16 protein-coding genes and 1 tRNA gene are annotated in these 22,744 nt (G+C 35.6%); 10 read left to right on the forward strand and 7 right to left on the reverse strand.

Annotation, left to right across the window (positions count from 1 at the left end):
• Positions 1-58 precede the first annotated feature (58 nt).
• From PHP31_03950 to PHP31_03965, 4 genes are all read left to right on the forward strand, one after another.
• Complete coding sequence (locus PHP31_03950) at positions 59-1,492, forward strand: RNase adapter RapZ (GenBank protein ID MDD3738427.1); 1,434 nt, start codon at positions 59-61, stop codon at positions 1,490-1,492.
• 6 nt (positions 1,493-1,498) lie between these two features.
• Positions 1,499-2,230: a sugar phosphate nucleotidyltransferase gene (locus tag PHP31_03955; protein ID MDD3738428.1), complete on the forward strand. Its 732-nt coding sequence runs from the start codon at positions 1,499-1,501 to the stop codon at positions 2,228-2,230.
• An 8-nt stretch (positions 2,231-2,238) separates the two neighbouring features.
• Complete coding sequence (locus PHP31_03960; protein ID MDD3738429.1) at positions 2,239-5,088, forward strand: PD-(D/E)XK nuclease family protein; 2,850 nt, start codon at positions 2,239-2,241, stop codon at positions 5,086-5,088.
• 198 nt (positions 5,089-5,286) lie between these two features.
• A tRNA-Asp gene (locus PHP31_03965) sits at positions 5,287-5,361 on the forward strand.
• Positions 5,362-5,682: 321 nt separating this feature from the next.
• On the opposite strand, the gene PHP31_03970 is transcribed toward PHP31_03965, so the two are convergent.
• Complete coding sequence (locus tag PHP31_03970; protein ID MDD3738430.1) at positions 5,683-6,960, reverse strand: ATP-binding protein; 1,278 nt, start codon at positions 6,958-6,960, stop codon at positions 5,683-5,685.
• 344 nt (positions 6,961-7,304) lie between these two features.
• On the opposite strand from PHP31_03970, the gene PHP31_03975 reads away from it, so the two are divergent.
• Together PHP31_03975 and PHP31_03980 are read left to right on the forward strand one after the other, a co-directional pair.
• The gene (locus PHP31_03975; GenBank protein MDD3738431.1) at positions 7,305-10,250 is read left to right on the forward strand and encodes a GH92 family glycosyl hydrolase; all 2,946 of its coding nucleotides are present in this window, start codon (positions 7,305-7,307) and stop codon (positions 10,248-10,250) included.
• A 37-nt stretch (positions 10,251-10,287) separates the two neighbouring features.
• Positions 10,288-12,954 (forward strand): transglutaminase-like domain-containing protein, encoded by a 2,667-nt coding sequence (locus PHP31_03980; protein ID MDD3738432.1) that lies wholly within the window; start codon positions 10,288-10,290, stop codon positions 12,952-12,954.
• Positions 12,955-13,092: 138 nt separating this feature from the next.
• On the opposite strand, the gene PHP31_03985 is transcribed toward PHP31_03980, so the two are convergent.
• The gene (locus PHP31_03985) at positions 13,093-13,836 is read right to left on the reverse strand and encodes an FKBP-type peptidyl-prolyl cis-trans isomerase (protein MDD3738433.1); all 744 of its coding nucleotides are present in this window, start codon (positions 13,834-13,836) and stop codon (positions 13,093-13,095) included.
• A gap of 87 nt (positions 13,837-13,923) precedes the next feature.
• Positions 13,924-14,634, reverse strand: coding sequence for a 3'-5' exonuclease (locus tag PHP31_03990; GenBank protein MDD3738434.1), 711 nt, complete (start codon positions 14,632-14,634; stop codon positions 13,924-13,926).
• A 95-nt stretch (positions 14,635-14,729) separates the two neighbouring features.
• Between PHP31_03990 and PHP31_03995 the strand changes: the two genes are divergently transcribed.
• The 3 genes from PHP31_03995 to PHP31_04005 are packed head-to-tail and all read left to right on the forward strand — an operon-like array spanning position 14,730 to position 17,650.
• Positions 14,730-16,052 carry a hypothetical protein gene (locus PHP31_03995; protein MDD3738435.1) on the forward strand — a complete coding sequence of 441 codons (1,323 nt, stop codon included), beginning with the start codon at positions 14,730-14,732 and terminating at the stop codon, positions 16,050-16,052.
• Between the two features lies 1 nt (position 16,053).
• A complete protein-coding gene (gene mnmD, locus PHP31_04000) occupies positions 16,054-16,734 on the forward strand; it encodes a tRNA (5-methylaminomethyl-2-thiouridine)(34)-methyltransferase MnmD (GenBank protein MDD3738436.1) in 681 nt (226 codons plus the stop codon).
• Positions 16,735-16,738: 4 nt separating this feature from the next.
• Positions 16,739-17,650, forward strand: a complete 912-nt coding sequence (locus PHP31_04005; GenBank protein ID MDD3738437.1) for a homocysteine S-methyltransferase family protein — start codon at positions 16,739-16,741, stop codon at positions 17,648-17,650.
• Here the strand turns inward: PHP31_04005 and PHP31_04010 are convergent.
• From PHP31_04010 to recQ, 3 genes are read right to left on the reverse strand one after another with little or no spacing between them, the layout of a single operon-like run.
• Positions 17,647-18,024, reverse strand: a complete 378-nt coding sequence (locus PHP31_04010; GenBank protein MDD3738438.1) for a DUF4296 domain-containing protein — start codon at positions 18,022-18,024, stop codon at positions 17,647-17,649. The two genes, PHP31_04005 and PHP31_04010, sit on opposite strands and share 4 nt — an antisense overlap.
• 6 nt (positions 18,025-18,030) lie before the next feature.
• Positions 18,031-18,732: an OmpH family outer membrane protein gene (locus tag PHP31_04015; GenBank protein ID MDD3738439.1), complete on the reverse strand. Its 702-nt coding sequence runs from the start codon at positions 18,730-18,732 to the stop codon at positions 18,031-18,033.
• A 30-nt stretch (positions 18,733-18,762) separates the two neighbouring features.
• The gene (gene recQ / locus PHP31_04020; protein ID MDD3738440.1) at positions 18,763-20,961 is read right to left on the reverse strand and encodes a DNA helicase RecQ; all 2,199 of its coding nucleotides are present in this window, start codon (positions 20,959-20,961) and stop codon (positions 18,763-18,765) included.
• A 329-nt stretch (positions 20,962-21,290) separates the two neighbouring features.
• Here recQ and lptB point away from each other — a divergent pair, with 329 nt between their 5' ends.
• Entirely contained in the window at positions 21,291-22,013 is a 723-nt protein-coding gene (lptB, locus tag PHP31_04025; protein MDD3738441.1) for an LPS export ABC transporter ATP-binding protein, read from the forward strand.
• A 5-nt stretch (positions 22,014-22,018) separates the two neighbouring features.
• On the opposite strand, the gene PHP31_04030 is transcribed toward lptB, so the two are convergent.
• Positions 22,019-22,744, reverse strand: a 726-nt coding sequence (locus PHP31_04030) for a CDP-alcohol phosphatidyltransferase family protein (GenBank protein MDD3738442.1), incomplete at its 5' end; no start/stop codon positions are given.

The raw sequence follows: 22,744 nt of genomic DNA on the forward strand, positions 1-22,744 counted from the left end.
CGAGTAAATATTCTTTGTACAGAAGTTTTCATTACATTTGCATTGTAAAAATATAAATGTGAACGAACATCAACAATACCTAAAAAGATTATTTGCAAATTGGGCTAATCAAGACGTTTGTACCATAAAGCCACTTACAAACGCAGGCTCCGATAGGCTTTATTTTCGCATAACGACAGAAAACGGCTCATACATTGGAGCATACAGTCCTAATCCAAGCGAAACAAAAGCCTTTTTGTCGTTTTCTGAATCGTTTAAAAAAGCAGGATTTCCTGTCCCCGAAATTTATAAAATCGGCGATAATCCCAACTATTATTTGCTCCAAGACTTAGGCGATACTTCGTTGTTGGATTTTCATCTGCAAACTGTAGGAAACAATAATGAACCTTCCGAAGAAACCAAAAAATATTACAAGCAAGCTCTTACTTTACTTGCCGAATTTCAAATTGAAGGAGATAAATACATAGATTACAACTATTGTTATCCCGACAAAGTTTTTGATACTAATTCGATGAAACAAGATTTGTATTACTTTAAGTACTATTTCTTGAAGTACCACAATATTCCTTTCGACGAAAACTTGTTGCATAAGGATTTTAAAACCTTGGTTTCGTTCTTATCGCGGGCGGACAATAATTATTTTATGTATCGCGATTTTCAGGCACGCAACATTATGATTTGCGACTCAAAACTATATTTCATCGATTACCAAGGTGGGAGAAAAGGTCCCTTAGTCTACGACTTGGTTTCTCTTTTGTACCAAGCCAAAGCGTCGCTGCCTGATAGTTTCAGGAATGAGTTAGTGGAACACTACCTAAGCGTTTTATCTGGTAAAATTAACATTGATAAAAATAAGTTTTATTCCGAATACAAACTTTTTGCTTTAATTAGGATTTTGCAAACGCTTGGAGCGTATGGTTACAGGGGATACATACAAAAGAAAACACACTTTATGCAGAGTATTCCTTTGGCTCTTCAAAATCTGAAAAACTACTTACAAAATGAGGACTTTGGCATCAATATTCCTGAGCTTAAAAAGAGTCTTAACTTATTATTAAATCTGCAAAGCGAAATAGGTTCTGCAAATAGTTCCAATAAACTTACTGTCGAAATTAACAGTTTTTCTTTCAAAAAAGGTTTACCACACGACTATTCGGGCAATGGCGGTGGCTACGTTTTCGATTGCAGAGGTTTACCAAATCCGGGCAGGTACGAGGAGTACAAAACGCTTAACGGTTTGGATACAGGGGTTAAGGAGTTTTTTGCCAATTATCCCGAAGTTGAGGAATATTGTCAGCAAATTGTAAAAATAATTGCATGCCACATCGATAATTACAAAGACAGAGGTTTTACTAATTTGCAAGTCAATTTTGGATGCACAGGCGGGCAGCACCGTTCAGTTTATATAGCTCAAAAAATTGCCGATTATTTTAAAGCCGACAGTCAAATAATTGTCAAACTCTCGCATACAGCGCAAAATATTAATAAATAGCCGATTATGAAAGCAATGATTTTTGCTGCAGGTTTGGGTACCCGATTAAAACATCTTACGGAAGATAATCCTAAGGCATTGGTTGCTATCAACGGAAAGCCTTTGTTGGAATGGCAAATCAAGCATCTGCAAAAATTCAATATTTATGATGTTGTTATAAATGTGCATCATTTTGCCGATAAGATTATTGATTTTCTATCGGAAAACAATAATTTCGGAAGCAATATTACAATTTCAAACGAAAGTAAACAGCTTTTGGATACAGGCGGAGGTCTGCTTTTTGCATCACGCTATTTCGATGATTGCGATTTAATTTTAGTTCAAAATGTTGATATAATCTGCGATATCAATTATCACGATTTTATTGAGTATCACAATAGTACCAATAATTTGGTAACTCTTGCCGTAGGCGATAGAAACACTAACCGAAAGTTTATGGTTGATGAAAATAATTACCTTGCCGGATGGACAAATCAAATAACCGATGAAAAAATTTTTATAACCGACAAACTTAATAATAGTCGGCTCTTGGCTTTTTCGGGAATACAAATCATCGACAAAAAGTTTATTAGCATGATAAATCTAAAAGGTAAGTTTTCCATTATTGATGCATATTTGCAACCATTTTTTTATAAAAAAATCGGAATTTACGAGCATAATATCGAAAATTGGTTGGATGTAGGAAAGCCGGAAAACATCGAAACTGCCGACAAATTGATAAATAAAATTTATAAGTAATTGCTTTTATGACCAATTTTTTAAAAAAAGTTGCCGAACATATACTGAAAAATGACGCTGTTTTACAAAATTCAGTTGTTGTATTACCAAACAGACGTGCCATTGTGTATTTGAAGCAATATTTTTCGGAAATGATAGACAAACCAACTTGGTTGCCGCAAATGCTGTCGTTGGAAGACTTTGTCGTTTCGCATTCTAACTACAAAAGTGCCGATAAACTCACGCTTTTGGCTCAGTTGTATTTTTCGTACAGGCAGTCAAACAGCAGTTACACCGCTACTTTTGGCGAGTTTTTGAATTGGGGAAATGTTTTGTTGAACGACTTTGACGAAATCGACCAATATTTAGCCGATGCTGTAAAGCTGTTCAAAACATTGACCGATATTAAAGTCATAGAAGAGCTAAATTTAGATTATGAAAACATCACACCTTTTCAAGAACAATACATAAAATTCTTTTCTTCGTTTGCCGATTGCTATACCGCTTACGTTTCGAATTTGAAAAGCAAAAATATTGGTTATTGGGGTATGATAATACGCAATTTGGTTGAGAATTTGGACGATGAAACTTTTAGCAAATACGATAAAATATACTTTGTAGGGTTTAATGCACTTACTCCTGCCGAAGAAAAACTAATTAAAACCTTGTATAAGCAAAATAAAGCTGAAGTGCTGTTCGATGCCGATAATTACTACATGGACGATGATAACCAAGAAAGCGGCTACTTTTTGCGACAGTATTATAAAAACAAAACTTTCGGCGAATTCAAATGGATTGAGAATAATTTTTCGGAAATAGAGAAAAACGTTGAAGTTTATCTTGTTTCATCAAACACTTCGCTAACTAAGTATGCAGGGCATTTCTTGAACGAGTGGATACAAAAAGGAATAGACGAAAACTCAACCGCTCTTGTTTTACCCGACGAAAATTTGTTGCTGCCTATGCTAAATTCGCTCCCCGATAGCATCAGCAAATTCAATGTTACCATGGGTTATCCTTTTGCAAACACTTCGGTTTACAGCTTTGTGCTAGCGGTAGCAACAGTCTTTTATCAAGCGTATTCTGTGGTTCAACATAAGTCGGAATCCGACGAAAAAGTAAAACCCGAATTTTTGTCAAAACTTGTTACCGATTGGCTCAACAACAATTTGATGAATGTGTTGAGAAACAATGAATCGGATATTGAACCCATTGAAATTAAAGATTTTAAAATAGGCGCGAATTATTTGCAAGAAATTATTTTAAAATACTTCGGCAATCACGACCTTAGCTTCAATGCCGAGCATTTTGCTGAAAATTCTTTGGAAGCTATCAAGTATATTATAAAGCTTTTAGAACTTATTTATACGCAATCGGAGCAGCAAGATAATAATTTGTTTTCGGAAAAGATAATAAAGTCTGACACTAAAGAGTACGCAGCATTTGCAATATTGAAGCTGAACGCTTTGGTTGATATTCTGACTGAAAACAATCTTAATATTGAGTATTCGTCGTTGTTGAATATCATTGATATTCATCTGAGACAAGCCAGCATTCCCTTTGAAGGCGAGCCGTTGCAAGGTGTTCAAATATTGGGAATGCTCGAGACTCGACTCTTAGATTTCGACAATATCATAATGTTATCGCTTAACGAAGGTTCTTTGCCGAAAAACACTCTGAATGATACTTTTATACTTTATTCGTTGCGAAAAGGTTTCAAGTTGCCCGATAAATCGCAGAAAAACTCAATATTTGCTTATCATTTCTACCGACTTTTGCAAAGAGCAAAAAATGTTATAATGTTTTATGTAGAAACTTCGACAGGCGAAATTTCTGCCAAAGAAAAAAGTCGTTTTATTACGCAATTGTTTTACGAACTTCCTTACAAAAACACTAAAATTAATATCGCCGAAAACTTTATAGCCGACCAAGTTAATTACGTAGAGCCAACACTTCGCAGACAAGAAAAAACTAAAGAACTTTTGGAGATTTTATACTCCAAGTTTGAAAGCGGATTGTCGGCTTCGTCTTTAAACACCTACATTGAATGCAGTTTGAAGTTTTGTTATGAATATTTGCTGCGGCTAAAATCAAAATCCGATTCGGATGTTGTTCAGATTGGCTATTCAGAACTCGGCACGATAGTCCACGAAGCTCTAAAAACGATTTACTCACCTTTTGTTGGGAAAAAAATCAATAGCAATGCTTTATTTTCGGAGATTAATAATGTTCCCAAGTATATAACCAACGCAATTGACGAAAAATTTGTTAAGGTAAACCACGAGCAAGGCTTAAACTTTCTTGTGAAAAAAATAGCTGTAAGATATGTTGAAGAATTTGTAAAATCACAAGCTATTTTCACACAAAAAAACGATATTCATCTAATATCCGTTGAAGATGGACTGACAGCCAAACTAAATGTTGAACTTTCAAATACTGATAAAACCATAGAAGTTAATTTGTTTGGAATTATCGACAGAATAGATAAAACAAGCGGCGAAGTGCGAGTTATCGACTACAAAACGGGATTAGTCGAGGAAAAAGATATTAAAGTTGGAGATTTTGAAGAATTTACAAATAGTAAAAAAAGCAAGGCATTCCAACTTATGTTTTATGCTCTGCTTGTCAGCGAAAATAAAATTGTTGAAGGCAATTTTACAATCGGTAATATCAGTTTTGTAAAATATAAAAGTGATTACATAAAAGCCAATATTTTAGGTGATAACGACATTAATGCTGAAAAGATTGACAATTTTAAAGATGTTGTCAGAAGCGTAGTCTTAGAAATGATAAACCCCAACGTTGATTTTATTGCAACTGAAGATACAAAAGCATGTAACTACTGCGACTACGCTAGTATATGTGGTAGGTTTGAGTAGATCGTTGAATATTTTTAGTAATCGAAATTATTTAGCTTTTTTATTGTTGGAAGTCAATTATTGGGATTGCAAAACGCTTTTATTATATTTCTGATAATCAGCACTTTAAATACACAAATTAAATTTAAGTTAAAAATAAAATTACAAAAAGTTTGTTATTTACGAAAAAGGAGTATATTTGCAAGTCCAATTTGAAACGGTTCGGTAGTTCAGTTTGGTTAGAATACGTGCCTGTCACGCACGGGGTCGCGGGTTCGAGTCCCGTCCGGACCGCAAACAACACAAAAAGTGTCGCAATACCAAAGTTGCGACACTTTTTTTTGTATTATTTTTCGCATAAATAGCAAATATTGCAGATATACATGTAATAATTTGAAATTTTATTGCTTATTTTATGTATAAGTGTAGAAAAGCTTTTAATCAGCATTTACAGTTGATTAAATTTGCTTATCGCACTGGCTTACATATCGTGGGCGCCGTAACTCCTAACTCAGAACTCACAATTAACCACGCAACCCGTCCCGAAACTTCGGGACACCACGCAACCAATAGTTTCATTTAATTTTTCTCACTGCTTTTTCGTTTTCAGACCTTTTATATACTATTCAGATAATCTTCCAATTTCCACGCAGATATATGTTCGATTCCTTCATGGGTGGGTATTTTGTAATCATCCATACTTACTACAAACTTATCAAAATTATCATCTATGAGCTTTAATGAACGGTACTCTCTCTCCATTGTACGCTCTTCGGTAAGATTGAGAGTTACCTGTAAATAGAGCTTTTTGTCGCCTTTTATTGCCACAAAATCAACTTCCGTATCTTTTATTGTTCCCACATAAACTTGGTATCCAACACGTCGCAAGCCCAAATAAACTGCATTTTCCAAAAGATATCCAATTCCGTATCCGTAGCCGGCATAAAGATAATTTCGGTAGCTTAAATCATTAATATAGTATTTGCTGTTGCCAGAAATGGTGTCTTTGCCTTTTATGTTGTATCGCTCGGCACGATGAATAAGAAATGAACTTTCCAAATAACTAATATACGATGAAAGCGTTTCGTAGTTCGTTTTTCGCTTTTTGGATGCAAAATAATTGATGATGTTTGTTATCGAGATTAGATTAGATGCTGTATTTACTAAATAAACAAACAAATCATCTAATAGCTTTACATCTTTTACATTATATCTTGATACTATATCACGCAACATCACAGTGTCTTTAATGGAAGACACGTAATTTTGTTTCATTTCATTACTAGGTAAATTAAATAGTTCAGGTAAAGCTCCGCTTTGAAGGAATTTTTTATAACTATCACTGCCTTTTTCTTGTTGTGTAACCCCGCAAAATTCAATATAACTATATGGAAATACTTCAAACTCAACATATCGACCCGACAATAGTGTGGCTAATTCTCCGGAAAGTAGCTTGGAATTTGAACCACTGATAAAAAGCTCACAAGGCTCTGCAAAGTCTTGAGAGTGAGAGTTTACAAAGCGTTCCCATTCTTCAATATATTGTATTTCATCAATAAAAATATAGACTTTACCATTAGGATTTAGTACTTCTCTATATGCTTTGTACAATTGTTCTAACTCTGTGGCACTTCGTAAAGCTGATAGCTCTATATATTCTTTGTTTATGTAAAGAATATTTTCATTTTTTACACCTGCAGATATTAATTTGGATGCAATTTGACGTAATATGTAGCTTTTACCCGCACGACGTTGTCCGACAAGTACTTTTACTAATTTATTGCCTACGTATTGACCAATTTTATCTGTATAAAATGTACGTGAATAACCTATATCTATAGTATTATTATTCCAAAAATTGTACTTTCTTATTGAGTTAATTATTTCAATCATGGTTGAATATTTTTTGCAAATATAAATATTTTCAAACACACTTGAAAATATTGTCGAATTTTATTCTTTTTTTTCATAAATTATTAAATTTGCTTATCGCACCGGCTTATATATCGAAGGCAATGTCAATATAGGATTTTATGATATTGTAATCGCTATGTTCCATTTATTTTATTTATAGCAAACTATTTTTTTAATAGAACTAAGCTATTGCATTGGTAGGGTTGTTACGGCATGTACTCCAATAGCAATATACCTACTAAATTAAAAACCAAAATCAAGACGACATTTTATTATTATTTATATCTTTACAAAAAAATTGTACAACATAAATACAACAGATAATGAAAAAATCGTACATACTTCTTTCGCTTTTAATCATTTTACAAACTTTAGCTTATTCTCAAGAAGATTTAAGTAACTACGTTAATCCGCTTATTGGTACAGGTGCGCATGGTCATACGTACCCGGGAGCTACCGTTCCTTTTGGTATGGTTCAGCTTAGTCCTGATACTCGCCTTGAAGGATGGGACGGCTGTGGAGGTTACCATTACACCGACAAATACATTTACGGTTTTAGTCATACGCACTTAAGTGGTACAGGTGTTCCAGATTACTGCGATGTACTTATTGCTCCTTACAATGGAGAAATTGTCTGGAACAATGGAGCAGATGGTAAAAGAGGTTATGGGTCGCAGTTTAGCCACGACAACGAAGTAGCAAAAGCCGGACATTACAAGGTTTTGCTAAGCGATTACGATATTAACGTCGAACTTACTGCTACCAAAAGGGTTGGTATGCACAAATATACTTTCAATAACAATTCAGAAAAAAATATTTTAATAGACCTTTTTCACCGCGACGAGGTTCTAAGTTCAAGTTTTAAAATCATTGATAACAAGACCATAGAAGGCAAACGAATATCGCGTTATTGGGCTAAAGAACAACATGTTTATTTTGTAATTAAATTTTCGGTTCCATTTACCGAAGTTGTTTTCTCTGACGATAACAAAACCATCGAAAATATTACTGAAATAGGTGATAGCAAAAACCTTAAAGCGTGTTTACGTTTTGATGAAAGTGTTGGTAAGCAAATACTTATAAAGGTAGGTTTATCGGCTGTTAGCACACAAGGAGCTATGAACAATCTTAATGCCGAACTGCCGCACTGGGATTTTGAAAAAGTTGTAGCTGATGCCAAAAATATGTGGAATAAAGAACTTTCAAAAATCGTGGTAGAAGGCGGTACACACGACCAAAAGGTGGTTTTTTACACCGCACTTTATCATACAATGGTTTGTCCGAATATTTACATAGATGTTGACGGAAAATACAGAGGCATGGATTTGAAAGTCCACAACGATATTGATTTCGATAATTACACTGTGTTTTCCCTTTGGGATACTTACAGGGCTTGGCATCCGCTAATGACTATCATTGACCAAAAACGCACTCTCGATTATATAAAAACTTTTTTAAATCACTACGATAAAGGCGGACTGCTTCCGGTGTGGGAATTATCGGCTAACGAAACCTTTTGTATGATTGGCTATCATTCGGTTCCGGCTATTGTTGACGCTTACTTTAAAGGAATCAACGATTTTGACGCAAAAAAAGCATTGGAAGCCATGCAAACAAGTGCTTTCAGAGAAGGAAACAAAGGTCTGAAAGCTCTACACGAAAAAGGTTTAATTGAAATAGAAGATGAAGCCGAGGGCGTTTCCAAAACTCTTGAATACTGCTTCGATGATTGGTGTATAGCCATGTTTGCCAAGTCGTTGGGAGATAATGATGTGTATAAAAACTTTATCCAAAGAAGTCAGAATTATAAAAATGTTTTCGATACTCAAACAGGTTTCATGCGTGGCAAAACCAATGGTGGTTGGGTTAGTCCATTCTCTCCATGCGAGGTAAACGCCAACTATACCGAGGCAAATTCTTGGCAGTACAGTTTTGCACCTGTCCACGATATTAGCGGACTAATAGATTTGCACGGAGGCAAAGCCCAACTTGCAAATAAATTGGATATGCTTTTTGCAGCCGACGAAAAAACCACAGGCAGAGAGCAAGTTGATATCACAGGCTTGATAGGACAGTACGCTCAAGGCAATGAGCCAAGCCATCACATTGCTTATCTTCACAATTACGTATCCGAGCCATGGAAAACACAATATCGTGTAAACGAAATTATGACTACCATGTACACAAATTCGCCCGAAGGGCTGATAGGTAATGAAGATTGCGGACAGATGTCGGCTTGGTTTGTGTTTTCTGCTATGGGATTTTATCCGGTTACGCCCGGAGCTGATTACTACGCCATCGGCACACCTTTATTCGATAAGGTTACAATTAATCTTGAAAATGGTAAGAAGTTCGTTATTTCCGCTTCGCGTGATAATACCAACGATTTTTATGTGCAAGATGTGAAAATCAACAACCGTAAGCATAAAGCATCTTACATAAAACATAATACCATTATGAAAGGCGGCGAAATGAAGTTTACGCTTGCAAATGAACCTAATAAAAATTGGGGTGTTGGCAAGAAAAATGAGCCGGTAACTTCTGTAACCGACGAGATTATTTTGCCCGTACCCGCACTAAAATCATCTCCAAAATCGTATAAAGACTCGTTAGTGCTTAACTTCGTTGAGATTCCCGATGTTGATATTTATTACTCTATCGAACGTAACGATAAGGTTGAGTACCCAGTAAAATACCAAAATCAAATCATCATTAAAGATGACTACGCCAAACTGCATTTTTATGCCAAAAAAGGTAATCTAAAATCTAAAACAATTACTTCAGAGTATTATAAACTGAACGACGACAGAGATATAACACTTCTTATCGAACCTGCAAAGCATTATTCATCGGGCGGTTCCTTAAATCTTATGGACAATATCAGATGTGTTCCCGACTTTAGGGTCGTTGGTTGGTTAGGCTTTCAAGAAGATGATTTTGAAGCAGTTGTTGAGTTCAAACAACCCAAAACTTTTAACACTGTTGCTACCGGCTTCCTTTCCGACGAAAACGCTTGGATATTTTTGCCGACCAAAGTCGAATATTATGTTTCTGACGATGGCGTTGATTATCAACCGTTGGGAGAAGTCCCTAATGAATTTCAAATAGTAGACGAAGCTAAAACTTACGATTTTGCGCTGACTTACAAAAAAAGCACTACCGCACGATATGTAAAAGTAGTAGCTAAAGCCGTTGGCAAATGCCCTTCGTGGCATAAAGGAGCGGGTGGTAAGTGTTGGTTGTTTACAGATGAAATCATTTTCAAATAAAAAAAAATAAATCGTGAAACTTTAAAATTATAGAAAAATGAAAAAATTATTACTATTAATTATTGCTTCGGCTTTGCTTTTTTCGTGCAATGACCAACACAAGTTGATTAAAAACAAAGAACTAAAAAAAGATATTAGTAATATGCTTTTGGTTCAGAAAGAACTTGCCAAAGGTCGCGAGCAGGAACTTTTTTCGGTTTTTGACGAAGAATTAACTCTTGCCGAAAGACAAGCAATGGAGTACTTATACGCATACATGCCTTTGAGCGACCTTGCCGATTACGACGGAGATTATTTTCTCAACAATGTTAGAACTTCGTTGAAAGCACTTGAAGAAATGTCGTGGGGAAAAAACATTCCCGAAGATGTTTATCTGCATTACGTCTTGCCAATCAGGACAAACAACGAAAACCTTGACGATTTCAGAACCCTGATGTATCCTGAACTTAAAGAGCGAGTTGAGGGTATGACTATGCACGATGCCGCACTTGAAATTAATCACTGGTGCCACGAAAAAGTTAATTACCAGCCCGGCGATGCTCGTACAAGTTCGCCGCTTGCAACAATGAAAACTTCTTTCGGAAGGTGCGGCGAAGAATCTGTCTTCACCGTAGCTGCAATGCGTGCAGTATGTATTCCTGCACGTCAGGTTTACACTCCTAAATGGGGTCATACCGATAGTAATCATGCTTGGGTAGAAGTATGGATTGACGGCACCTGGTACTATTTGGGAGCTTGCGAACCAGAACCCGAATTGGATATGGGTTGGTTTACCGAGCCCGCACGTAGAGCTATGCTTGTCCACACAAGAGCTTACGGAAAATATTCGGGTAAGGAAATGGTAATTACCGACGAAAAAAGATTTTCCGAATTAAATGTTACCGACAAATACGCTCAAACTGCCGATATAGTCATTAAAGTTGTGGAAGACGATTTAAAGCCTGTTGCATCTGCCGATGTTGAGTTTGGACTGTACAATTACGCTCAGTTTCATACTATAGCAAAGAAAATTACCGATGACGGCGGATATGTAAATTTCAATTCAGGAATGGGCGATATGCTGATATCTGCTTCGCATTCGGAAAAAGGATTTGGAAGTAAAACTGTTAGAATGGGCGAAGCTGATACCGTTGTTGTTACTATTAACAATATTTTCCCAAAAGCCGATTTTGTATTTGATGCTTATCCTCCTATAGAAAGAACACCTTATCCACCAAAGGTTTCAGACGAACTTGTTAAACAAAACGAAAAGCGTCTTGCCTACGAAGATTCTATCAGAAACAGCTACATAAATACTTTTGCCGATTCGGCTTTTGTGGCAAAATTTGCAGCCGAAAACGGTTATCCTGAACAACTCTTATCGCCTATATTTAAAGAATCTTATGGCAATTGGGAAAATATAGCCGAATTTTTGAAACAAGTAACTTTCGAAAATAAAACTTGGGCTGTAAGATTGTTGCAAAATGTTAGTAATAAAGATTTGAGAGATACTCCGCAACAGGTACTAGAAAATCATTTAAATTACGGTTTGAAGTACGTGGACAAATATCCGAAAAATGAGCCCGAGATGTATGCCAAATACGTGTTAAGCCCTCGTATTGAGTACGAACTTCTAACCCCGTGGCGTAACTATTTGCAAGAGGCTTTTCCCGAAGATTTTGTTGAAAAGTATAATTTAGACGAAGAAGTGCTTATTAATTGGATAACCGATAATATAGTATTAAACACCGAAGCCAATATGCATTCGCGTGCTCCGCTAAGTCCTATTGGAGTTCATAAGCTTAAAGTTGCCGATACTCGCTCTGTTAATATTTTTTACGTTGCTGTTGCACGCTCATTAGGACATATGGCAAGGGTTAACAAAGAAACAGGCACTCCTCAATATTATGACGGAAATAAATGGATAAATGTTAGCTTTTATAAAGATGATAGCGGCGAAGAAGACAATGCCGAAAGGGGTTATATTGTGTTTAAAAACGAAGATAAGAGTACAGACCCCAAGTATTCTACTAATTTTACAATTGCCCGACTTATAGATAATCGTTTCAGGACTGTAAGCTTTGATTCCGGTAAACCGCTTAGCGAGTTCGATTATCCTGTTGAAGTTGAATCCGGAATGTACAGATTAACCACAGGTAACCGACAAACCGACGGCAGCGTTCTTACCAATGTTACTTATTTTGAAGTATTGCCAAAGGAAACAAGCGTTGTAAATGTTGTTATTAGGCAAAACACCGAAAAGCCCGAAGCTATTGGTGCAATATCTAACTTAAATTACGATTTAACCGAATTGTATTCGGAACAAAAAGTAAATGTTAAAGATTTGATAGGCGATAACATTTCTTTATTTTTATGGTTAGATCCTTCAAGAGAGCCGTCGCGCCACGTTTTAAAAGACATTGGTGATTTAAATAACATCATTGACAGCGAAAAAGCGAATGTAATTTTTGCTCTATCAAGTGTGCAAGAAGGCAAGCAAATCAACAAAGACAACTATCCAAACTTGCCTAAAAACGCCAAATACGTGGTTGACAATGATTTTGTGTTTTTAAAAGAAGTTGAAAACTTTATGAAACGCGAAGTCAAGCACAACATGCCAATTATTATAATTCTACAACCCAACGGCGAAATTTATTATTATTCCGAAGGATATAGAGTTGGTGTTGGCGAAGAACTTGGTAAGGTATTGTTAAGAATGAAGTAATGAGTTCTGAGTTCTGAGTTAGGAGTTCTGAGTTTAGATACTCTTAACTCGAAACTCATAACTCAGTACTTGCACCGCGCACCCCGCAACACGTAACTCGCAACTCGTAACTCGAAACTCGGAACTCCTTCACCTCGTCTATTGTTTAATAACTTCTAGCAACTCAACTTCAAAAATTAGAGTTGATGCTTCGGGAATGTTACCGGTTTTATGGTCGCCGTAAGCCAATTCCGAAGGGATATAAAAAATAAAATGAGCTCCGGGTTTCATAAGTTGTAAACCTTCCGTCCAACCTTTAATTACTCTGTTTAAAGGGAACTGTGTAGGTTCGCCCCTGTCGTACGACGAGTCGAACTGTGTGCCGTCGATTAAAGTGCCTTTGTAATGGACTTTTATAATATCGGTAGCTTTAGGGCTTTCGCCATCGCCTTGTTTTATTATTTTATATTGTAGTCCGCTTTCCGTAACAATAACGCCGTCTTTGGCTTTATTAGCATCTAAAAAATCCTGTCCCAATTTTTTATTTTTCTCGATGTTTTCTTTGGCAAGTTTTTCCTGCTTCTTCATTTCACTTTGTTGCCATTCCATCATTATGTTTTGAATTTGCTGAACGGTAAAAAGCGTATCGTAGCCGTTATGACCGGCTTTCAGACCTTCAATTAGGGAGTTTAGATTTATTTCTATTCCGTTATTTTTAAAATTTTTAGCAATATCTGCACCAATTATGTAGCTAATTGTATCTTGGTTGGTGCTTAGCATTACGGTAGGAATTTCGGTCTTAGCTCTCTTGTTTTTCTTTTTAAAAACCTGAGAGTATGTTTTTGGAGATAAGGTTAAAAAAACTACTGCAAAAATTGCTAATACTATACTATATCTTTTCATTTCAAAAGGATTTAATTATTAAATAAATTCAGTGTTACAAAAGTATAACAATCGATAAATATTAACGTTTTAATGTTGTTAAAATTATTAAACAACTACAACATCTTCGTCGGCAATGTAACTCAAGTTTTTCATATAACAATATATACGAGCTACTGTTAAAACGTCCATATTGCAGTAATTTACAATCCTTTCCAAATTCTTTTCTTTGTAATAAACATCGGCAACCATACTACCGTCAATATCCGATTTTGGTGTCGGTATATTCATAATGTAAGCTAAGAGTTCCAACGAAGTGTAATTTTTATAATCGCCGAACTTCCACATTTCCATAGTGTCTAAATGGTTCACTTCCCACGGCTTTTTGCCGCTATTATCCAAAACAGCAGGAAGTTTTATCTTATGAATAATCATTCGTCGTGAAATATACGGGAAGTCGAATTCTTTGCCATTATGGGCACACAGTTGGGTGTTGCTTTTGTTAAAATAATTGTTAAGCAGAGCTGCGAAATCGTTAAGCAAAGCTTTTTCATCGTGTCCGGCAAAACTTTTTATTCTGAACTGATCATTTGCATAGTAGCCCACAGAAATACACACAATTTTACCAAATTCGGCGTAAATGCCGGCTCTTTCGTAATTGTAATTTTGGTCATCGTCGGGATTATTGTCCTTATAATATTTCAATTGCTGCGACTTTTTTTGCCACAGATATTTTTCTTGCTCGCTAAGCAAATCAAATTTCGAACAATTGGGAACGGTTTCTATATCAAGAAATAGAATGTTTTTAATTCTGTCCATAGTTTTGTTTTTGTTTACAAATTTATAAATTTTGTAAGTATTAAATACTGCTTTACAGATAATTATTACATTTGTGATGAATAAAGTAATGATGTATGAATAATTTTCCCAAAATTAGCTTACTATTTATTTTTGGAGTTTTGTTCTTACTATTTTCATGCGAAACACCCGAAAAAGAGCAAACGCCTTTTATTGAAATATTATCGCCTGTTGTAAATGATGTTTATTTAACTACCGACACTTTAAAATGCGATTTAAATATAAAATTTGCATCGGGCGGAAGCAGTTTAAAAATAGTTATAGTTAATCAGAACTCGCAGATAGTTGCTGTTCTCGATGATATGCGCTTGGTTGATGAAGATTACAATTACAAAAATTCATTTCCTTTGAATGATTATAATTTTATAGGCGGTTCCTACTCTTTTAAGGTTATATTGGTAAGTAACGGCAGAAATTATTACGCAATTGTTGATATTTTTATAGATAAAGACGAAGCGGGCAGAAATATTATTAATGTTGTTAAGTATGTGAACGACCGACAATATCAAGTTGGATATTATGGTGATAATTATAGGTATAGCAAATATTTCGACTATTTTGGCAGCCTTACCGGTGTTGAGTTCGATAATAGCGTTAAACAAATATATTTGAACACGGGAAGTTTCGACGGAATAAAAGCCTATAATTACTCTACAGGAGAATTGTTACATAGCATTGCTTCCGAAGGTATTTCAAGTCTAGAATCATTTTTTACCACCATGAATTTTATTCCTCCCACTTTATACGTTGGCGATAAGAACCCGTGGGCGGTAAAAGGGTACGCATCTAACGGAATGTTGTTTTTTTCTACACTAAATTCCACAATAGAGCCTTCAAGTTCGGAGGTAGTTTATAGTATCACCGAAACCAACGATTATGTGATTTTTGCAAATCAAAATAGATTTATAAACAATTCTAAACTGTATGCAATATACAAGTACGGCTATTCGTATATAGATGTTTTTTTGTGCGAACAAAATCCGTATTTGGTGTCTAGTATCAACGGAACCAACAACGCGATAGTTTTTGCAAAAAGCCGGAACGACACATATGTTATGCTTTATAATCCGTATCAGCATAAGCTTGAGCAGCTGTATATATTAGACGATCAAACTGTTTCAAGAGTTATCAAAACGGATAATATTTATATTTTCGCGACAAACCGGGGTGTATATAGGTATGTAATAGGAAATACCGCACCTTCGTTAGTTGCCGGCATCAAATCAAACAATACATTATTAGCAAGAGTTGACGATACAAGTTTTTTAGTTTGTGACGGATATAAATTCTATTTATTCGGCACTCTGAGTAGTCATCTGTACGACCAATGGAATTCTAACGACTCAATAGTTGCTATTAATAGTATGATTATTAGGTAATTTGAAACTATATCCTTTCAGCGTGGTTGAAATAGTAAATACTCTCGACGGTTCCGCAACTTTGTACAACAAAGAAGTCAATCAGCATTATCATTCTGTAAACGGTGCTGTTTCCGAATCAATGTTGGTTTTTATTGAATACGGACTCGATTTCTGTATTAAAAATTCAAAAACCATAAATATTTTGGAAATCGGATACGGAACAGGACTCAATGTTTTACTTACGTTAAACAGAGTTAGAAACTCATCGGATATAACAGTAAAATACGATGCTGTCGAAGCTTTTCCCTTGCAGAACAGCGTCATTAGTTCGGTGTTATCTAATGCCAATATAAACCAAACAGATATTGAGAAGTTTTGCGGAATAAGTCAATCCGAACCATGTGAGCTTGGCGAAAACTTTACTCTGACTAAAATTCACGAAACTGTACAGAATGTAAAATTACCCGATAGTTTTTATAATCTCGTGTATTTCGATGCTTTCGACTACATGGCTCAGCCCGAAATGTGGAGCGAGCAGGTTTTTACAAAGCTTTACAAAGCAATGGACAAAGGTGGTGTACTTGTAACATATTCGTGCAAGGGTGTTGTTAAGCAAAACTTAAAGCAGTCGGGATTTGTTATTGAAAAACTGCCCGGACCGGCAGGTAAACGCGAAGTACTCAGAGCCATTAAACCCTGATGTTATGATTTCAAATATATTAATTGCCGATGGTGCTACAGGCACATATCTATTAAACGAGTTGAACAATAGCCAAAGCGTTCAACTAACCGATTTGCTTAACATAAACAATCCCGATTTGGTTAAAAAAGCGCACGACAATTATTATAGAGCAGGAGCCAACATTATAAAGACTAACACCTTTAACTCGCAGTATGTGAGTTTGAATAAATACGGTTTTGGTAATGAATTTGAAGAAATTAATCGTACAGCAGCCAAAATCGCTAATGATTGCAGAGATAAATGGAATGCGTTAACTCCCGATATTGTTCGTTACGTTGCCGGAAATATTGGTTCAAGCGATTTTTGTATTGATAAAGAAAAAGCTGAGAAACTAAAATTAAATTATATTTCTCCTTCTGATTACGAAAACAGTTGCTTTCGGCAAGCCGAGATATTGATTGATGCCAAGGTTGATTTTATTTGGTTAGAAACATTTTTTATCTCTGAAAATACGGCAATTGCCTTAAATGCGGTAAAAAATGCTTTTGAAAAGTTAAATACAGAACCAAAAATCATTATTACATTTTCGCTAAATCAGGCGGGCAATGTTTTGATTGATAATACTCCCATAGAAAACGTAGCCGATATATTAAAAAAGTTTCCTATAATGGCTTGTGGTGTGAATTGCAACTACGATTATTCGACTTTAAATAATTTTCTAACTAACATGTCGGCACTTGTTGATATTCCGTTTGTAATTTCGCCTTCGGCAGGTATTATTGGCGAAGACGGCAATTTTTTAATGTCGGCAACACAAATAGCTGAAATGCTTTTTGAATTAAGCAAAAATTACAATGTAAAGATTGTTGGAAGCTGCTGCGGCTCAACGCCTGAATATACCAAAGCTATTGTTGATTTGCTCAGATGTGTTTAATTCGGTATCTGCTGTTGCGCAGCCTGATTTTCCGCTTCAATAACCACAAGTTTGGCTATAACTTCGTCGTATATATTTTCTAAAGTTTTAAGTTTCGATGAATAGTACAACAAACTTTTTTGCAGTTCTTCGGGTGTGGTATTATGCTCTTCAAAAACAGTAGTAAAAACGGCTCTATTCCACAATGAGTCGCTTCTGCCTGCCAAAACCAAACTGTCTTTCGAAGTGTGTATGTAAGAATTGGTAATGTACAAGTCGGTTAGCAAATCAACAACATCTCTTTCGGGAAGTATGTTTTGTCGCTTTCTTTCCCAATATCCACACGAAACTGTGAGTATTGCCAACAGCAATATTATTAATGACTTTGTACGCAAATGCAATTATTTTTTCGATTTATTTTTAATTCGATATTCTTCGTTTAGTTCTTTCAAAACTTTGTCGGTAATATCGAGTGTATCGTTTGCCAACAGAACATTACCACCTTTATTGATACCAAGAATATAGTCGAATTTGTAGTTGTGGTTATATCTGTTCAAAAAATTCATAACAGTATCGATAAGAGCAATATTAAGCTCCAACTCTTCCTTCTGCAGCTGCAACGAATATTGTTCTTGTAACTTATATATGTCTTGTTGCTTTTGCATAATCTGAGCGTAAATTTCTTGAGCACTTTCGTTGCTAATAGTTTGTTTTTGAACTTGTTCTTCAAAATAAGCAACTTCTTTTTCCAAAACTTTCATCTTTGAAGCAATATCGTTTTCATATCTCTTGGTTTTACTTTCTAATTGCTCATGCATTTCTTTAACCAACGAATAGTTTTGCAAAATGCTGTCGTTGTTTATATAAGCAATCCTCAAACCGCCACTGCTACTGAGTTTACTATGAGTTAAGTCGATTTTATCAGTTTTTGTTCCCGTTTGCATTATAAGCAAAACAACAACACCCACAAGAGCAATAATGCTTATAATAAGTGCAATCAGACTTTTGTTGTCTTTTTTGTTTGTGTTTTGTTCGGCGATAGTGTTTGTATGGCTATCGTCGATCGGGTTTTCGGGTGTATAATCATTAATTTGGTCAGTCATATATTATAATTGTTATTTGTTGTTTTTAATTTAGTTGCCGATTTCAGAAATATATTTAATCCTCATAAGTCTGATTTCTTCTTCTGTAAACTCATTCTCGCCCAATGCAACGTGAGCTTCTTGTACAGAGTCGGATGTTGCATTTTGGAAGTATTCAATAATTTCCTCTTGATGATAAGGGTCAATTACTTCGTTGATGTAATAACTAATATCAATTTTAGTACCCGAATCAACAATAGATTCAATTTCAGTTAAAAGCTCGTCAAGGCTCAAGTTTTTAGCAGTAGCAATATCGTCTAACGACTTACGTCTATCAATATTCTGAATAATATAAATTTTTTGTCCCGACTTGTTTGCAACAGTTTTAACAACCAAATCCATAGGACGAGTAATATCGTTTTCTTTAACGTAGCTGCTAATAAGGTCTAAAAACGGTTGAGCATATTTTTGAGCTTTACCTTGCCCAACTCCTGTAATTTGCTGCATTTCTTCCATCGTTATCGGATATTGAATAGTCATATCTTCCAACGAAGGGTCTTGAAAAATAACAAATGGCGGGATATTTTCTTTTTTGGCTATGTTTTTTCTCAAATCTTTGAGCATAGAAAACAGCACTTTATCAGTCGATCCTGAACTTCCGCCTCCGGCACCGATAATGTTATCGCTATCGCCGTCGTCTTCAAGGGTATCTTCGGTAACCATGATAGAATAAGGTGTTTTGAGATATTTGTGTCCGGCAGGAGTAACCTTAAGTATTCCGTAGTTTTCGACATCTTTTGTAATAAGTTCTTCAACAAGCATTTGTCTGACTACGCCGTCCCAAAAGCGTTCGCTATTACCCATACCTTTGCCAAACATTTCTAATTTGTGATGTTTGTAAGTTTTTATGTTGGAGCTCATTTTTCCAATAAGAATATTGACAAGATGTTTGGCTTTGCAAAGTTCTTTTGTTGCCAATATTGTTTCAAGGGCAAGCTCGATGTATTCTATACCGTCAATTTGGCTTTTCGGGTTTAAGCAGTTATCGCAGTTACCACAGTTATCTTTATCGTAGGCTTCGCCAAAGTAGTGCAATAATTGTTTGCGTCTGCACATAGCAGATTCGGCGTACGAAACCACTTCAACCAACAACAGATGCGAAATTTCCTGTTCGGCTACACCTTTGTTTTTACTGAATTTTTCAAGTTTTTCAATATCTTTGTACGAGTAAAAAGCAAGGCAAATTCCTTCGCCATCGTCTCTGCCGCTTCTTCCGGTCTCCTGATAGTAGCCTTCCAAACTTTTGGGCATATCGTAGTGAATCACGTAGCGTACGTCGGGCTTATCTATACCCATACCAAATGCTATAGTTGCTACAATAACATCAACTTCTTCCATCAAAAATTTGTCTTGGTTTGCAACTCTAACCGACGATTCCAAACCTGCGTGATAGGGCAGAGCTTTAATTCCGTTTGCAACAAGCATGTCGGCAAGGTCTTCAACCGATTTGCGGCTTAAACAATAAATAATCCCCGATTTGCCGTGATGTTCGCGTATAAAGCGTATTAATTCCTTGTTAATGTTATTGTCTTTGTATCTGACTTCGTAGTACAGGTTGGCTCTGTCAAACGACGATTTGAACAAAGACGCCTCTTGCATGCCCAAATTCTTCAAAATATCTTGCTGTACTTTTGGAGTAGCTGTAGCCGTAAGAGCCATTATGGGAACTTTATGACCTATTTCTTCAATAATTGGACGTATTCGTCTGTATTCGGGTCTAAAATCGTGACCCCATTCCGAAATACAGTGAGCTTCGTCTATAGCGTAAAATGATATTTTTATATCTCTAAAAAACAGAATATTATCTTCTTTTGTCAGAGATTCGGGTGCAACGTATAAAAGTTTTGTCTTGCCGCTTACAAGGTCATTTTTTACCTGCGATATTTCGCTTTTATTTAATGAAGAATTCAAAAAATGTGCTACACCAGGCTCCGCACCAAATTGTCTTATCGCATCTACCTGATTTTTCATTAGCGAAATTAAAGGAGAAATAATAATAGCCGTGCCGGGAAGTATCATTGCGGGTAATTGAAAGCACATAGACTTACCGCCTCCCGTTGGCATTATTACAAATGTGTCTTTACCGGATAAAACATTTCGGATAACAGCCTCCTGATCTCCTTTAAAAGAGTCAAAACCAAATATTGCTTTTAAATCTTTAGCTAAAGGATAGTTCTTATAATTTTTCATTTTCTAACCGTTTTTATCAAGTTTTTACATTTATTAAACAAAAGTAATAAAAAGTGAATGAAATAAAAAAAATTTTTTATCTAATATTTTTCAAATATTTTTTCGAGCGCAAATATATACTAAAATCTCAATTACAAATAAATCGGCTTATGTGCATGATACGTGCATAGTGTTTGTTACTAATTTCACCTGATTTTATTGCTGTTCATCATTACAAATAATTATACGCAATAGCTAAAAAATTCCCTTTTTGATAAAATTAAATCTTAAAACGATAGAAAATGCAGCACTTTTAGTTTTTTACTACCTTTGCAAAAATAGTTTTATAAATGTTACTTCGAACACAGGATATTGTAAAAAAATACCGCAACAGGGTTGTTGTAAATAAGGTATCGATAGAAGTTAGCCAGGGCGAAATTGTTGGGTTGCTTGGTCCGAATGGAGCAGGTAAAACAACTTCGTTTTACATAATAGTGGGACTTATTCAGCCGCTTTCGGGAAAAGTTTTCCTTAACGAAAGAGAAATAACTCGCGAGCCTATATATCGTAGAGCTCAATTGGGTATTGGCTACTTATCGCAAGAAGCATCGGTTTTTCGCAAACTAAGTGTTGAAGACAATATTAAAGCTATTTTGGAGTTTACCGATTTGACCAAAGCTCAACAAAAAGAAAAGTTAGAAAACCTAATATCGGAGTTCGGACTTGGCAATGTTCGCAAAAGTAAAGGTATTCAGTTGTCGGGTGGAGAAAGAAGAAGAACAGAGATTGCCAGAGCCTTAGCCAACGACCCTAAATTTATTCTTTTGGACGAACCTTTCGCCGGCGTCGACCCTATTGCGGTTGAAGATATTCAAAACATTGTTGTAAAACTGAAAGAAAGAAATATCGGAGTTTTGATTACCGACCATAATGTACACGAAACCTTAAGCATCACCGACCGAACATATTTACTGTACGAAGGTTCGGTTTTGAAATCGGGGACAGCCCACGAACTTGCCAACGATGAGCAGGTCAGAAGATTATACTTGGGTAGTAATTTTGAGTTAAGATAGAGCTTTTAGTTAATCAAATCGCGCTTATATTGCGATATAGCAACGTATAAAATTACAGAAAGAGAAATTCCTCCTATTCCGAAAAAAGCTACAGATATTACCGATGTGAATATAACAATGTATCGGAGATAGTTGTTTTTTATGCTAAAGTCTTTCATTTTGAAAGATACCAATTTTATATTGGAGACTAACAAAAAACAACATGCCAGAATCAGCAATATTATAAATACCTTTTGTTGTGTGAGCTTTTGAAGTAAGGTATTTATAGGATTACTCACCGAAACATTATACAGCCAATAAAACGAAGCAATAAAAATTGCATTTGCCGGACTTGGTAATCCTTTAAAATAGTGTGCTTGTTCGGGGTCTAAATTAAATTTTGCCAATCGCAGGGCAGTAAACATAGGCACTAATCCAGATAGGTACGGCAAAAGGCTGTTGCTATTGCATAAGTCCGATAAAATGCTGAAAAGCATTATCCCCGGCAAAAGCCCAAAAGAAACAACATCGGATAATGAATCTAATTGTTTGCCAATTTCCGATTGTGCTTTTAGCAAACGAGCAGCAAAGCCGTCGATAAAATCTAAAATCAACGAAACGGTGAGCGAAATAAGAACAATATTCAATCGGCTTTGAAAAACGGCGATAATACCTACAAACCCAAAAAATAAATTTAACAGAGTAATTGCATTGGGTATATTTTTTCGTATCATGGTGATGAATTTTTGTCG

This window comes from Lentimicrobiaceae bacterium, assembly GCA_028697555.1.
GTDB lineage: Bacteria > Bacteroidota > Bacteroidia > Bacteroidales > UBA4417 > UBA4417.

What these genes read in the sequence shown, in the direction of transcription:
- PHP31_03975 (MDD3738431.1), top strand. Translation starts at nt 7,305, where the DNA reads ATGAAAAAATCGTACATACTTCTTTCGCTTTTAATCATTTTACAAACT.
- PHP31_04005 (MDD3738437.1), top strand. Translation starts at nt 16,739, where the DNA reads ATGATTTCAAATATATTAATTGCCGATGGTGCTACAGGCACATATCTA.
- PHP31_03985 (MDD3738433.1), bottom strand. Translation starts at nt 13,836, where the DNA reads ATGAAAAGATATAGTATAGTATTAGCAATTTTTGCAGTAGTTTTTTTA.
- PHP31_04015 (MDD3738439.1), bottom strand. Translation starts at nt 18,732, where the DNA reads ATGACTGACCAAATTAATGATTATACACCCGAAAACCCGATCGACGAT.
- PHP31_03970 (MDD3738430.1), bottom strand. Translation starts at nt 6,960, where the DNA reads ATGATTGAAATAATTAACTCAATAAGAAAGTACAATTTTTGGAATAAT.
- PHP31_03960 (MDD3738429.1), top strand. Translation starts at nt 2,239, where the DNA reads ATGACCAATTTTTTAAAAAAAGTTGCCGAACATATACTGAAAAATGAC.
- PHP31_03990 (MDD3738434.1), bottom strand. Translation starts at nt 14,634, where the DNA reads ATGGACAGAATTAAAAACATTCTATTTCTTGATATAGAAACCGTTCCC.
- lptB (MDD3738441.1), top strand. Translation starts at nt 21,291, where the DNA reads ATGTTACTTCGAACACAGGATATTGTAAAAAAATACCGCAACAGGGTT.
- PHP31_03980 (MDD3738432.1), top strand. Translation starts at nt 10,288, where the DNA reads ATGAAAAAATTATTACTATTAATTATTGCTTCGGCTTTGCTTTTTTCG.
- PHP31_03955 (MDD3738428.1), top strand. Translation starts at nt 1,499, where the DNA reads ATGAAAGCAATGATTTTTGCTGCAGGTTTGGGTACCCGATTAAAACAT.
- recQ (MDD3738440.1), bottom strand. Translation starts at nt 20,961, where the DNA reads ATGAAAAATTATAAGAACTATCCTTTAGCTAAAGATTTAAAAGCAATA.
- PHP31_03995 (MDD3738435.1), top strand. Translation starts at nt 14,730, where the DNA reads ATGAATAATTTTCCCAAAATTAGCTTACTATTTATTTTTGGAGTTTTG.